General features: G+C 52.7%; 10 protein-coding genes. 3 read left to right on the top strand and 7 right to left on the bottom strand.

Annotated features, from left to right (window positions below; all coding sequences use genetic code 11):
* On the bottom strand, window positions 1-1,108 hold a 1,108-nt coding region (locus ABWO75_RS11060; protein WP_353185504.1), incomplete at its 3' end, for a BT3233 family polysaccharide utilization protein.
* 150 nt (window positions 1,109-1,258) lie between these two features.
* On the opposite strand from ABWO75_RS11060, the gene argH reads away from it, so the two are divergent.
* Window positions 1,259-2,590, top strand: coding sequence for an argininosuccinate lyase (gene argH, locus ABWO75_RS11065; RefSeq protein ID WP_353185506.1), 1,332 nt, complete (start codon window positions 1,259-1,261; stop codon window positions 2,588-2,590).
* 137 nt (window positions 2,591-2,727) lie between these two features.
* On the top strand, window positions 2,728-4,320 hold the full coding sequence (abc-f, locus tag ABWO75_RS11070) for a ribosomal protection-like ABC-F family protein (protein WP_353185508.1): 1,593 nt from the start codon (window positions 2,728-2,730) through the stop codon (window positions 4,318-4,320).
* Between the two features lie 151 nt (window positions 4,321-4,471).
* On the opposite strand, the gene ABWO75_RS11075 is transcribed toward abc-f, so the two are convergent.
* Genes ABWO75_RS11075 through galK form a run of 6 tightly spaced genes read right to left on the bottom strand, consistent with a single transcriptional unit; the run spans window position 4,472 to window position 13,357 of the window.
* A complete protein-coding gene (locus ABWO75_RS11075) occupies window positions 4,472-5,971 on the bottom strand; it encodes a SusD/RagB family nutrient-binding outer membrane lipoprotein (protein WP_353185510.1) in 1,500 nt (499 codons plus the stop codon).
* Between the two features lie 11 nt (window positions 5,972-5,982).
* Complete coding sequence (locus ABWO75_RS11080; protein ID WP_353185512.1) at window positions 5,983-9,330, bottom strand: SusC/RagA family TonB-linked outer membrane protein; 3,348 nt, start codon at window positions 9,328-9,330, stop codon at window positions 5,983-5,985.
* A 48-nt stretch (window positions 9,331-9,378) separates the two neighbouring features.
* The gene (locus ABWO75_RS11085) at window positions 9,379-10,470 is read right to left on the bottom strand and encodes a FecR family protein (RefSeq protein WP_353185514.1); all 1,092 of its coding nucleotides are present in this window, start codon (window positions 10,468-10,470) and stop codon (window positions 9,379-9,381) included.
* Between the two features lie 45 nt (window positions 10,471-10,515).
* Complete coding sequence (locus ABWO75_RS11090) at window positions 10,516-11,052, bottom strand: RNA polymerase sigma-70 factor (RefSeq protein ID WP_353185516.1); 537 nt, start codon at window positions 11,050-11,052, stop codon at window positions 10,516-10,518.
* Between the two features lie 47 nt (window positions 11,053-11,099).
* Window positions 11,100-12,182: an aldose epimerase family protein gene (locus ABWO75_RS11095; protein WP_353185518.1), complete on the bottom strand. Its 1,083-nt coding sequence runs from the start codon at window positions 12,180-12,182 to the stop codon at window positions 11,100-11,102.
* A 14-nt stretch (window positions 12,183-12,196) separates the two neighbouring features.
* Complete coding sequence (gene galK / locus ABWO75_RS11100; RefSeq protein WP_353185520.1) at window positions 12,197-13,357, bottom strand: galactokinase; 1,161 nt, start codon at window positions 13,355-13,357, stop codon at window positions 12,197-12,199.
* A gap of 125 nt (window positions 13,358-13,482) precedes the next feature.
* Between galK and dgt the strand changes: the two genes are divergently transcribed.
* Window positions 13,483-14,600: dGTP triphosphohydrolase (gene dgt / locus ABWO75_RS11105; RefSeq protein ID WP_353185522.1), on the top strand; the 1,118-nt coding region annotated here is incomplete at its 3' end.

A 14,600-nucleotide genomic window follows, 5' to 3' on the forward strand; every position in this document is an offset into this window, starting at 1 on the left:
TTTCCCAGGCAAAACCAGCATAGAAAGTGGCCTCGTTATGCACGGGGGTTGTGAAAACCAACAGGTGGCTCTGGTCCCGGGCTTCGGTTCGGTAGTCCCGGAATCCGCTGACACGCGACGGATCCATCACAATAGCCGTTCCCAGCCACGAATCATCCATAGGCTCCCAATAGCGGAACCAGCCGGCTTTGCGATCGGCATTCACCTCGCCCCGTTTATCGTGGAGCGTTATCCCCGCCACGACATTGGGGATGGGTTTATCCGCGCGGATCCGTTCCGTCACCCTGAACAGGTGGCTGCCCAGGTCAAGGCTGATCCGTTTGGTTTCCATCACGGTGCGGCCGTTGGCATCCCAGGGGGCATAAGTGAGCTCGAAAATGGTTCTTAAAGGACCTTCGGCGATCGTTTTGGCGCGAATGAAATGGGACGACACGAATAGCGAATCAGCTTCCCATATGCCGGTGCCACCCAACCCACGGCTGGCGCCCACCTGATACGGATCGTATCCTTCCCCGGTATCTATATGATAAGCACCTTCCCGTTCCGCATTATTTTTATACCACCTGTTGATGATGGGATAGCTGACGCGCTTCAGAAAGGCGTCAATGCCGCCACCCGGCGGTCTCCTGGCATCGGCAGTAGTGTCCTGCAATCCATAAATCCGGAAGGCTACCCGGTCGTTTTCCCATGCATAGTCGTTCTGCCGCTCGGGCACGAAGCGTGAGTAAGCGGCTGGGGTATCGCCAAGGACAGCCGCCGCGGCGCCACCGGTGGTTTCCAAAATAAATGTTTTTGTTTCACCCGGACCGATTGATACGAGGAATAACAGCTCGTCGGGTTCGCCATCCAGGTTATTGTCGACAGCCTGTGACCGCAGGTAGGTACGCTGATCCGATTCCCGGGGCTGCACGTAACTGATGCTGTCCATAGGGATAAACCGGCGGATTTCGTCCATCGGTATGCCGACCACCTCATTAACACGGGGAATATCCAGGTGGTTGGTAACCGTGAATGACTGCGATCGCGTTGTTCCGGGCAGGCCCGCGAGTAAAAAACCAAGCAGGGCACCCAAATGTGTTGCCGGATGTTTCAGGGGATGTGTCATCATAAATCGGGATTATCGGTTAAAGTTACGCAAGAATTGGACCGCATGTCGCATTATATCGGGAAAATGACATAGAGAATTCCTATTTTTACCGTCCGTTACAGCGGTCTGCCACACGCAAAAGCAGGCGGACCGGCAGCTAAAAGCAAAAAAATGAAAATCTGGCAAAAGAATACGGATGTAAACCAATTGGTGGAAACATTTACGGTGGGCAACGACCGCGTGCTTGACCTGCAGCTGGCTGAGGCCGACGTGCTGGGTTCGCTGGCACACACCCGGATGCTTCATCGGATCGGGCTGCTGGGTGATGACGACCTCGATGCGGTGCAGCAGGGGCTGAAGGCGATATACCGCGAAGTAAAGGCGGGCGAGTTTACCATAGACGACCATGTGGAGGACGTACATTCGCAGGTGGAGCTTCTGCTGACCAAACGCGTTGGCGACGCCGGAAAAAAAATCCATAGCGGCCGCTCCCGTAACGATCAGGTGCTGGTAGACCTGAAGCTGTTTTTCCGCATGGAGATCGAGAAACTGGTGGGCAACATGCAGGCATTGTTTACACAGCTTATTCACCTGAGCGATACACATAAAGCCGTATTGTTGCCCGGTTATACACACCTGCAGATTGCCATGCCGTCGTCGTTCGGGTTGTGGTTCGGCGCCTATGCGGAAAGCCTTGTGGACGACCTGGAGATGGTGCATGCCGCGTGGAACGTGTGCAACAAAAACCCATTGGGTTCGGCCGCAGGCTATGGTTCTTCCTTTCCGCTCGACCGTAAAATGACCACGGAACTGCTGGGTTTTGCTGACCTGAATTACAACGTGGTGTATGCGCAGATGGGGCGCGGCAAGACGGAACGGCTGTTGGCCCAGGCCATGAGTGCTGTTGCGGCTACGCTGGCCAAACTGGCCATGGATGTCTGCCTGTACATGAACCAGAATTTCGGGTTCATTTCCTTTCCGGACCACCTCACAACCGGATCGAGTATTATGCCGCATAAGAAAAACCCGGATGTGTTTGAGCTTGTCCGCGGGCGGTGCAACAAGATCCAGGCGTTGCCCAACGAGATCGCATTGATGACGGCCAACCTGCCGTCGGGCTATCACCGTGATCTCCAGTTACTGAAGGAAAACCTGTTCCCGGCATTCCGCTCGCTGAATGAATGCCTGGAAATCACGGTATTTATGCTGGACCATATCCGGATCAATGAGCGGATTCTGGATGACCCGAAGTACGATTACCTATTCAGTGTGGAAGTGGTTAATGAAGAGGTGCTCAAGGGCGTGCCTTTCCGCGAAGCATACCGGAATATCGGGCTGGCCATCGAGAACGGTACCTACAAACCGCAGAAAGCGGTAAACCATACACACGAGGGCAGCATAGGCAACCTTTGCAACGATGCGATCACGTCGGCTTTTGACCGCGTGGCAGGATCGTTCCGTTTCGGGGAGGTGAATGCGGCCCTGGACCGCCTTATCCAGTGATGTTTTCCGTAAAATTTGTATATTTGCAACCGCAATAATTAAGTCTATATGTAAGCAATCATTTCTTTCGGACAAAATCCGGTGGCGGGAAGCGTTTCCCTTCCATCAGTTGTTGACCCCTTCACAGGAAAGAAATTATGCTTACATTACAACACATTACCTATTTACATCCCGATAAAACGCTGCTGTTTGATGACATCAGCCTTTCGATAAATCACCGCGAAAAAGTCGCCCTCATTGGCAATAATGGCTGCGGCAAGTCGACCCTGCTCAAAATCATTGCCGGTGAACTGCAGCCTGCCGGCGGTCAGCTGGACCGGGGCGGACCGTTGTATTATGTGCCGCAGGTATTCGGGCAGTACAATGAGCAGACGGTTGCCCAGTCCCTGGGTATCGCCGACAAGTGGAACGCCCTGAACGAAATTCTCAATGGCAACGTATCAGAAACGAACCTGGAACTGCTGGACGATGACTGGACGATCGAGGAGCGCTGCGCGGAGGCCCTGCAGCATTGGCAGCTGGACCGGCTCGACCTCGCCGCAAAAATGGAAACGTTGAGCGGCGGTCAGAAAACGCGGGTTTTCCTCGCGGGGATTTTCATCCATCGGCCACAGCTTATCTTATTGGACGAACCGAGCAACCACCTGGATATGGACGGAAGGCAGTTGTTGTATGACTTTATCTGCAATACGTCAAACACCCTGCTGGTGGTCAGCCACGACCGTAAATTACTGAATCTGCTGGACCCGGTAATGGAATTGCACCGGAACGGGGTTACGGTGTACGGCGGAAATTACGACGCCTACGCCGAGCAGAAACAGCTGGCTAGCGAGGCGCTGAACCAGGACATCAGGAACAGGGAAAAAGCCCTGCGGAAAGCGAAGGAAAAGGAGCGGGAAACGCTGGAGCGGCAGCAGAAACTGGATGCCCGCGGAAAACAGAAGCATGAAAAGGCGGGCGTTGCCCGGATCATGATGAACACCCTGCGCAACCACGCCGAAAGCAGCACGGCGAAAATCAAGGGTGTGCATGCCGAAAAAATCGGAAATCTTTCGCAGGAACTCCACGAGCTGCGGGCAACGATGCCCGATACCGATAGGATGAAGATCGGGTTTGACGGCTCGGCATTGCACCGCGGCAAGCGGCTGTTTGCCGCTACGGGTGTGAACGTCAGTTATCAGGATGTTCCGATCTGGAACACTCCCCTCACATTCCAGCTGGCCAGCGGCGAACGGGTTGCACTGAAAGGGGCGAATGGTTCGGGCAAAACGACACTAATTAAGCTGGTCCTCGGTGATCTGGAGCCGGCATCCGGAACCGTTTACCGGGCAGCCGGCCATACGGTATATGTTGATCAGGATTACTCCCTGATTGACAACCGGCTGAGTGTATACGAACAGGCACAGCGGTTTAATACCGGAGCGCTGCAGGAGCATGAAATAAAAACAAGGCTTAGCCGGTTGCTTTTTCCGGAGGAGGACTGGAATAAACCCTGTAGCGCATTAAGCGGCGGAGAAAAAATGCGGCTGACGCTCTGCTGCCTGACCATCCAGCGGCTTTCACCCGATATCATCGTGCTGGACGAGCCCACCAATAACCTGGATATCCAAAGCGTTGAAATACTGGTTTCCGCTATTAACGCCTACCAGGGAACCCTGATCGTGGTGTCACACGACGACTATTTCATCGAACAGCTCCGTACGGACCGGGTTATTGCCCTTGAAATGTAATGGGGGCAGTTCTTGATTTTTTAACATGTCTTAACATTTCGGAGCAAATTGAGGCATGTAATTTGATCATTTATCCGTATCATATTTAGGTTTATAATTGGTTAGTTAGAAAAGCCCTGATCCTCCCCGTTTCAGGGCTTTTCATTTTTAATCAGTTTTTATCCCACCATACCCGCGATAAAAAGGAGTCGCCATCGGAAAGCCTGCTCACCGCCGCGGCATAATTAGCTGAATTCAACTCTGCCTCTTCTGCGGAATAAATTCCTCTCCGGGGGATTTCGCCGTTGGTGGAACCTGGGTTTGGCCCGGGGGTAAGCCTGGGATAGCCGGTCCGGCGCCATTCGGCAAATGCTTCCATGTTTCGGCCAAAGAGATGTATCCACTTCTGGACGGCAATTTTTTCCATCTTCTGCTCGCTTGTCAGTCCGGTAAAGCTAAGCACATCCCCCTCGTAGTCAGCCGGAACAACGGAGAGGTTGTAGGGCGGTAACGCAAATGCGGCTTTTACCCCTTCCAAAAAGAAAGGATGGGCATCGGCTTCGGTGGCACCCCAACCTAACAGCGCCGCCTCTGCCTTATAGAAACAGATGTCTGAATAAGTCATGGCGTAGCTCGGGATCGGTGGGAATGTCCGGCTGAACCAGGTGTCGGTATTCGGCGTTGAATAGTTTGCCCGGATCAGCTGGGAAAGCTGGTCGTCGGTCAATGCGACACCGATACCTTGGTATACCTGATTGCCATTGATGGTAACCGGTTCGGCCAATAAGGGCAAGCGGGGATCATCGTAAGCTTTCAGCTGGTCGATTAACGTATTGGCCAGGTACCTGAGGTCCGAGCTGCCGGTTATCGACTGGCGGAGGATGGGATTCTGGTTTTCCGCCTGGGCATCATTAAATGTAGGTATGGCTGCATTATCCTCGTTGGAAGCAAAAAGCCCGTAGTCGGATCCCATCGCCTCCTCAACGGTCTGTTGTGCCAATTCCGGATTGGCATAGCGGATACGCATCCCCAGCCGAAGCTTAAGCGAATTGCCGAATTTTTTCCATTTATCAATATCACCGCCGTAAAAAAAGTCGGATGAGCCATACGACTGATCGCCCACGGTCAGGCTGGCCAGTGCGGTATTCAGGCGGTCAATCAAGGCCGGATAAATGGCTTCCTGCGGATCAAACTTCGGTGTACGGTTGATTTCCGTGTGGGACCGGGTGACCTCCGAGAAGGGAATGTCGCCGAATAGATCGGTCAGCCGCTGGTAAAGGTACACTTCATAGATGGATGCAATAGCCAGTTTGCTGCGGCCGGCGGGTTCGTTTTCCAAACCCGCAAGTTCTTCCCTGATCTGGATGATATTGCGTAGTAATACATAGTGCTGTGACCAGATCAGGTTTTCCGGCCCTTCGAAATAACGGGAAACAGGCACTACCGGCCCTCCGGCCCAATGCTGAACCCATGAACCGAATTTATTGTTCGGCACTTCACCGGATTCCTGGAATGTGCCATCACGCAGTATGCGGGAGAATAACAATCCCGGATCAACGGCGGTGACGGACGTTGGCGGTGTATTGATCCTTTCAAAGTCCTTGGTGCACGACGATATAACGCCGGCGATCACCCCGATATAGATAAGCTTGGTTAAAAAACACGTTTTCATAATTTGTAATCTTAAAATCCTACGGATAAGTTAACGCCGAAATTGCGCATCATGGGTAGCGACGTGGATTCGATACCGATAGACGAATTATCGACATTGAAAGCCGCCCCTTCGGGAGAAAAACCATCTGTTTTGCGTTGGAAATAAAACAGGTTTCTTCCATAAACCCCCAATCTGGCGGATTTAACAACCTTATTCGGCAACAGCCTCGCGGGCAATTGATAAGTGAGGTTTATTTCGCGCATGGCGATGTAACTCATGTCGTTGATCATCTCCTCGGATACCATCACCTCTTTGTCGCTGGCTACCATGTTCCAGTAGTCCTGCGCCGCAACCGGCCTGCTGTTTTTTACACCGCTGTTTACCCATTGCCCCGAGCCGTCCCGGCTGGCCACGTATCCATCAGCCACATACGTGCCGTCGCGTCCCGGAAGCGTTTTGTTTGTCGTGCCGTAGATTATCTGTTCGCGGTTCGACTGGGAAAAGATGACTCCACCCTGGCGGATATCCACCAATGCATAAAGACTGAGTCCTTTATACCTGAACGTATTGCCGAAGCCGCCGAGCCAGTCCGGCTGTGCATTACCCAGATCGGTTTCCACACGGCCGGTTGTGCGTAACGGGAGCCCGGTATCCGGATCGATAAGCCGGTTGCCCGCTTCGTCCTTGATCCAGGCAAACTGCGTTCCGATCAGCTGTCCAAATGGTTTGCCCACCTCGGCGACCACATTAATACCCCTGTCGGTTGCCAGCAGGAATGTCTCGACTCCCGGATACAATGATTCGACCTTATTCCGGTTCCGGTTAAAGTTGAATACCGTATTCCACTCAAAACCTGATTCCGTCCGGATGGGGGTAGCGCTCAGCATAAATTCAAATCCTTTATTGCTGATTTCACCGGCGTTAATGCGGTTGCGAACGAACAGGCTCGAGGGTGAAATCGGCACGTCAAGGATCTGGTTTTTCGTATTTGCCTCATAATAGGTGAAGGACAGGGCCAGTCGGTTCCGCAGGAAATTTACGTCGGCCCCTACTTCAACAGAGGTTGTCAGTTCATTTTTTAAATTGGGATCGGGTATGATCTCGGTATAGGATGCCATCGGTACCCCACCGTGTGTATACTGACTTAAGCTGTATGTTCCGGTTAACTGATAGGGGTTGCCCGAACTTCCGGCCTGAGCCCACGATCCGCGGATTTTTAAGTAAGATAGTACATCCGATTGCCATTTGAAGGCATCCGACAGCACCAGACTGGTGCTTACTGAAGGATAGAAAAAGGAATTGTTGTCCTTCGAAAGGGTGGATGACCAGTCATTTCTTGCGGAGAAATCAACAAACCAGTAATCCCGGTAGCTGAACTGTCCGGAAAGATAAGCTGAATTGATCTGCGATTCGATTAAATTGAACAGGTACGAGTTGGTCGTCGTGTTATTGATCACGAATAACGAGGGTACAATAAACTGGTTCCCCGTATTTCCGGTTAGCCGAAGGTAACGGCTCTGGTGGCTGCCGCCGACGTTGAAGTTCAGTTTTATGTCGTCGGACACCTCAAAATTGGATGTGGCAAGGATATCGTAGTTGTTTTCGCGGGAACGGATAACCTCTTCCCGGATATCGCCCTGTCGGTTCAGGCTTTGGTAGGTGCCGATGGGCCGGTACCGGAACCGCTGGTCCGTATAAAAATCGGTGCCTCCTGTCGCCGTTACCGTAAGCCAGGGCGCAAATGTATACGACAGGCGTAATAGCCCGATGAGGCGATCCCGTCTATCCTCGTTGTGGTTCTCGTTCACGGTCCAGTACGGGTTGGCAGTTGAACTGTTTGTCGCATATGTTTTCTCAAGCCCTTCGAACACATTGGAAAAACCGAGTTGCCGCTGCACTTCTTCGGCGGTCCATTTATATTGCGACATGATGCGATTGCTCAGGCTCCGCGGCTGGCTGATCAGTAAATACGCCGGGTTGTCGGCCGCATCGGATAGGGTTGGCCTGTTTTCCGCGTTTTGAATAATGTAATTCGCCTTTAAATCGACCTGGAACTTGTCGGTGATTTTACCCTGGGTACGTAAACTGAAATTGTTCCGGTTTAGCGTATTCGTTGGAATGTAACCATTAACATGCGTGTTGGCGTATGAGAAGCGATAGTTTAGCCGATCGTTACCGCCGTCTACACTGAGGTTATTAATAAATTGCTTTTCGGTCTGGAAGAATGATTCGTACGTATCGGGCTGCGGGGTGAGGTTTAGGATGTTTCCATATTGATCTTCATAAGGCTGGCCTTCCATCCGTGCACCCCAGCTTGCGCGTGCGGTACGGTCGCGGCCGGCACTCATTTTGGGCATACCCTCAAATCCTCCGGCGATGGCTTCGGCCATGGAAATGATGCTTCCATCTGCTTTGCGGAAATGGGTAAAAGTGCCGTTGAGCCCCTGCCCGTATTCGTTCTGGAAATCCGGCAGGATCAACGCGTTGCCTATCGCATAGTCTGTACTGTAGTTAATGCTTGTCCGCCCCGCACTTCCGGACTTTGTGGTGATCAGGATGACGCCGTTACTACCGCGTTGGCCGTATAACGCGGCGGCATTCGGCCCCTTTAATATGGACATGCTTTCAATGTCATCTGGATTGATGTTGCCGATACCATCGCCGTAATCTGTACCGCCCCATTGGCTGGCCGGCGAAAGATTTTGGTTGTCGATAGGTACCCCATCCACCACGTAAAGCGGCTGGCTGTTTCCGATGAGCGAATTATTACCCCGAATCACCACCTTGGCCGAGCCTCCTGCTCCAGAGGCGGCGCGGCTGACCCGTACTCCGGCAACTTTGCCGGATAGTGCGTTCGCCACATTTGTCTCTTTTCCCTGCATGAGTTCCTCACCTTTGATATCGGCAACGGTATATCCCAGTGCTTTTTTTCCGCGCTTGATGCCCAAGGCGGTAACGACTACCTCGTCCAGCTCCGCGGCATCTGCTTCAAGCGATATGGTAATGGCTACCTTATCGTTGGCGGCGATGCGGTAGTTGGCCAGTTCCTTTGGTTTGAAACCAATGGAACTGACGCCAATGGTATAGCCCTGGCCCTCGGGAATTTTTTCAAAGGCGAATGTGCCGTCGTCTGCGGTTGTTGTCACGCGCCTTAAATTGGTTGCTGCATTTTCCAAGGTTACGGTGGCGGCTGGGATCGGCCGGTTCATGCCATCGCGGACAACGCCATTTATCGTGGCCGAGGTTTGCGCAGAGACTTGCTGCTGCGTAAGCGTAAGGACCATGAGGAGTCCCAGGAAACATTTTCCCCGCGTGGCTTTCAATAAGGGTACCAACCAGGTATGGGTTGGGTACTTGTTACGTGAAAAAAGGTTCATAATTTATGTTTATTTGTTGTGTAATGATTGGCTGATGATTTGGCCGGTTTACCGGCCGGACGCGTCAATTTGAACGTCAATGTGATGCAGGTATTCGATTTCGTTAATTACCTTTATATAAACGGCTGTGCTTTTTGGAAACGATCCCGTATAGAATTTTTGTCGGATATCGGATTCGCGGTAGGTAATCCGGATGTTGTAATTCTGCTGTAAAATCGCAAACACATCCTGCAGGGCCAGGTTGGTAAAACTAATGCCCTGTGCGGTTTCTTCAAAATATCCTCCCCGGTCCATGTTCGTGTTTCCCCCGGGTTTTCGGACTGCGGAAAGGACTTTTAATTCGGTGCGGTTAAACACGATTTCCTCCTCCGGTTTGAGTACACTGGTAAATGACTTGTTCGTTGCAGTTTGCCGGCCTTCGACACGGATGCTGCCCTCGATCAGCGAAACCTTTGTGGCATGGGAGGATACCAGCTCGTCAACCAGGAAAACCGTGCCCAGTGCCTGTGTCGTTAATCCCGACGAGTGAACGATAAAAGGTTTGGCTTTATCTTTGGCAACTTCAAAACGGGCTTTGCCTTTCAGGCGGAACACCCGGTTGGGGGCGTCCGAGAACTGCTCGGGAAACCGTATTTCGGACTGCGGATAAAGCAGAATGACCGAACCATCAGCCGGTTCGAGACGCATGGGCTCGTTACCGGAGTTGATGTAGTATAGATTGCTGATGGGTGGGTGGGGTACCACGGGGTTCACGTTATCGATGGTGCCGGCCCCGGTGGTTAGACGGACGGGTTCTGCGACAGCATAATCGGCTTCCTTTATTATCCGATCGGGGCGATTCAACAGTATTCCCAGGAAAATCAGTATCGCAGCGGCACTGGCGCCTGCCATATACAGGAACTTTCGGCGCACCTGTTTTTTGCTGTCATGCTGATGAATGGCATGAAGGAGCTTTTGCTTGATCTTTTCCTCGGGATAGGTATCGGGTACGGTATCGTCCAGGTGTTGCCATTCATCAAAGGGGAGCCACTCCGCTAATTTTTCAGGGTGCTGTTGCAGGTAGCGGCTAATGTGTGCGGCCTCTTCGGGTGTACACTGATGCTGTAAGAAACGTTTGATGTGGTCTTTGGTTATTTTCATCAGTATGGTATACGGATGAAAACACGTTATCCCCCAACCGACAGTTTAAAAAAAATCAATGACAATGCATAAAAGGGAAAGAAGTGATTTTCTTAGCGCTTTGAGGGCTAAATTAATGTGATTTTCAGCGGTTTTGGGTGAAATGAGCAACCTGCTTGCAATTTCTTTGTGTGTGAGGTTTTCAAACCGACTCATGATAAAGACCTTGCGCCGCATTTCGGGCAGGGCGTTGATGGCGTCCTGTAATAAGCCGGACATTTCCTTCGCGTTAAGTAATTCTTCCGGGGAGACTGTTTGACGCGCTGGGGTTACGAGGGATGTACGCAGTCTTTTCCGTGCGGTTTCTGTCCGGATGAGATCGATGATGGTCGTCCGGACAATGCAGAATAACTGTCTTTCGATGTCAATTTCAGGTTTTGGCTGTTGCAGGTTCCGCCATAATTTGATGAACGCTTTTTGCACCGTTTCCTCGGCAAGATAGCTGGAGTTTGTTTTTTTCAGCGCATACGCATACACCCGTTTATTCCATTGGTCAAATAACGAATCGAAATCAACGGATGATGATTCGGTCCTGCGTTTCATAATTCATCGGGCTTATTGGATAGGCAATATACTATTTTATCAATAGTTTACCAATCCGGCATCCGGCCCATGGCCTTCATTACGGAAAACCGATACGTTGTTTCCGATTGGAAGGTCTCGCCGGGCAATAGCTGCGTGCTGGGGAATTTCGGCTGGTTGGGTGAGTCGGGGAAATGCTGGGCCTCCAGGCAGAACGCACCGTATTGTTTATAAGGTTTCCCCTGTTTACCGAAATCCGCTCCGTCCAGTGCATTGCCGGTGTAGAATTGCAGTCCGGGTTCATTGGTGAATACCTCAAGGCAGATACCGGTATCAGGCGATACGATGGAGGCGGACGGCCCCGGACCGGTATTCAGCACATAGGTATGATCGTATCCCCCATGGGGTGTCAGCTGGTCATGGGGTTGCCCGATATCGCGTCCGATCGTTTTGGCCTTCCGGAAATCGAACGGTGTGTTGGCAACAGACGCCACTGCCCCGGTCGGGATCTGGGCCTGGTCCACGGGCAGGTAGTGGTCGGCATTGATCCGTGCCAGGTGGCCAAGCACATCCCCATTGCCCTCTCCGTTGAGGTTGAAATAGGCATGATTGGTCAGGTTGATAACCGTTGGCTCGGTAGTTTCCGCACGGTAGCTGATGATCAGTTCATTGTTGTCGGTAAGGCGGTATTTGACGCGTACAGCCAGCTTGCCCGGAAAGCCTGCTTCACCGCTGGCCGACACATAATAGAAATCGGCCTGCTGCAGGTAGTTGACCCGGCGGTCCCATACCTGCCGGTGAAACCCGTTTTCACCTCCGTGCAGGGCGTTTGGTCCGTGGTTGGGTTCAATGGTATGCGTCTGGCCGTCAAGGGTGAATTTCCCGCCTGCGATGCGGTTGGCAAACCGGCCGATGGTAGCGCCGTGGTACTGTTCTGCTGCATCGGTGTATCCCCTGATGGTGGGAAACCCAAGCACCACGTCGGTGAGCAGCCCCTGGCGATCGGGTACCAGCAGGCTCACAATCCGGGCGCCGAAGTCGGATAGTGCCACGGTAACCCCGCGGTCATTTTTCAATATCAGCAGGTGTGTGTTTTTCCCGGCAATCCGGGTGTCGAAATCGACGGCATTTGGTAGCAGATCGTGCAGCATGGCTTATCGCTTGATTAGGATAACACCGTGGTCCCTTCCGAAGGCCTGGCGAGGTAAACCTGCAGTTCTTTTCCGGTCTTTCTCCTGTAGGTGTGGGTTATGGCATAAATGACATCCGGTACTTCCCCGGCTGTTACCATATTAATTGTACAGCCGCCGAAACCACCCCCCATCATGCGGGCACCGAGGACCGCTTCGCGACCCTGCATGAGATCCACTAACAGGTCCAGTTCGTGGCAGCTTACTTCGTATTGATGCCGGAGCCCTTCATGGGTTTCGAACATACGCTTTCCAAAGGACGTCAAATCATTCTTTTTTAAGTCGTCGCACCCGTCCTGCACCCGCTGGATTTCCGAAACGACATACCTGCAGCGCTGGTACACGGTTTCGTTGGCCGGTTTTACATAACGGTTCAGCTGTTCGGCCGTCGCATCGCGCAGGCTCGTCACGGCGGGGTGATGCTTCCGGATTAACGCCACGCCACGCTCACACTGTTCGCGCCGTTCATTATAGGCCGATGAGGCCAGCGAATGCTTCACCCGGGTGTCAAACAGGATGAGTTGTATATCTGGGTGGTTAAATGGAATGTATTCATGGGAAAAATCCGCGCAATCCAGTTTGATCAACTGCCGTTCCTGCCCGAACAGACTGGCAAATTGATCCATAAGTCCGCACTTTACACCCACGAAATCGTTTTCGGCCGCTTGGGCCGCCAGTGCCATATCCAGCTTGGAGATGCCCAGTGAAAACAGTTCATTAAGGGCGAATGCCGTTGCGCATTCGAGGGCGGCGGAGGAGGAAAGGCCTGCACCCTGGGGGATGTCGCCGGCAAAGACGAGGTTGAAGCCCTGCACGGGGTACTGTGACCGGATGAGCTGCTGCACAACTCCCAGTACATAATCCGGCCACAGGAGTCCGGAACGTTCGATGCCATGCAGCGTTGTGCTGTAGGTCTGGCCCTGGTCGAGCGCATGCAGCTGGATAATCGGATCATCCCGTTTCCCGATTGCAGCAACAATCTGCTTGTCGATGGCCGCCGGGAGTACCCAGCCCTGATTGTAATCGGTATGTTCACCGATCAGATTAATACGTCCCGGCGAACGGACCAGCAGCGGGTCTTCGCTAAAAAGGGAGCGATAGGTCTGGTGTACCAGGTCGGGGAGAGGAGCAGCCATTGCGGTATTTCTGTGTTGTCCAAAGCCAGGCTTAAATGTACGATAAAAAAAGGGTCGCCGCAACCGATGTTTACATTACGGCTACATCACTTAGTGATAATGTGCTACCTTTGCGGACTATGATCATGAACTGGCAGCAATTGCTTTCGGCTAAGCGGTGGGGATACGAATCCCGCGTGGTGGGCGACCAACACGATGCGCGTTCCGAATTTCAGCGGGATTACGACCGGCTGATTTTTTCTTCGCCGTTTCGCCGACTGCAGAACAAAACCCAGGTGTTTCCCCTGCCCGGCAGCGTATTTGTACACAACCGGCTTACCCATAGCCTGGAAGTTGCCAGTGTGGGGCGGTCGCTGGGACGGATTTTCTACAACGAGATGAAAAGGGAGCACCCGGATATCGACCGGGAGCTACCTTATCTGCAGGAAGTGGGGAATGTCATATCGGCAGCCTGTTTATCGCATGACCTCGGAAACCCGGCGTTCGGGCATTCCGGCGAATCGGCCATATCCAATTATTTTACCGATGGCGCAGGCCGCGTTTTTGAAGGGCAGGTTTCACCGGCGGAATGGGCCGACCTGACCCACTTTGAGGGCAATGCCAATGCGCTGCGGATTCTGACGCATCCGTTCGCGGGCAAAGACGAACATGGGTTCGCCCTCACCTACAGCACGCTGGCTGCCATTATTAAATACCCATGCGCCGCCATTGACGGACACGACAAGCGGTCCCACCACCGGAAAAAGTACGGTTATTTCCAGTCGGAACATTCCGCTTTTGAAAAGATCGCCCTGGAAACGGGGCTGTTGAGCGATTCGGGCGAACAGGCGGCCTATAAGCGCCACCCGTTGGTTTACCTGGTGGAAGCGGCCGATGATATCTGCTATAACATTATTGACCTGGAGGATGCACACCGGCTGGGCATCTTAGCTTACGAACAGGTGGAGCAGCTGCTGTTGCCGGTATGTGCTGATCCCGCACTGAAGGTGCGGCTGGAGAAACTCGCGGACTTTGACAGTCGCGTAAGCTTGTTGCGTGCAAAAGCAATCAACACCCTGATTACCGCCTGTGCAGCCGTATTTGTCCGGCAGCAGGATGCGATTTTGCGTGGACAATTCACTCAGTCGCTGATCGACGCCGTGGACACCGGTCTGACGGATGCCATGCGGGCCATTGAGCGGATTTCAATCGAAAAAATATACAACGCGCCGGCGGTGGTGCAGATTGAGGTGGCAGGATATAA

This window comes from Parapedobacter lycopersici, from assembly GCF_040395035.1.
Taxonomy (GTDB): domain Bacteria; phylum Bacteroidota; class Bacteroidia; order Sphingobacteriales; family Sphingobacteriaceae; genus Parapedobacter; species Parapedobacter lycopersici_A.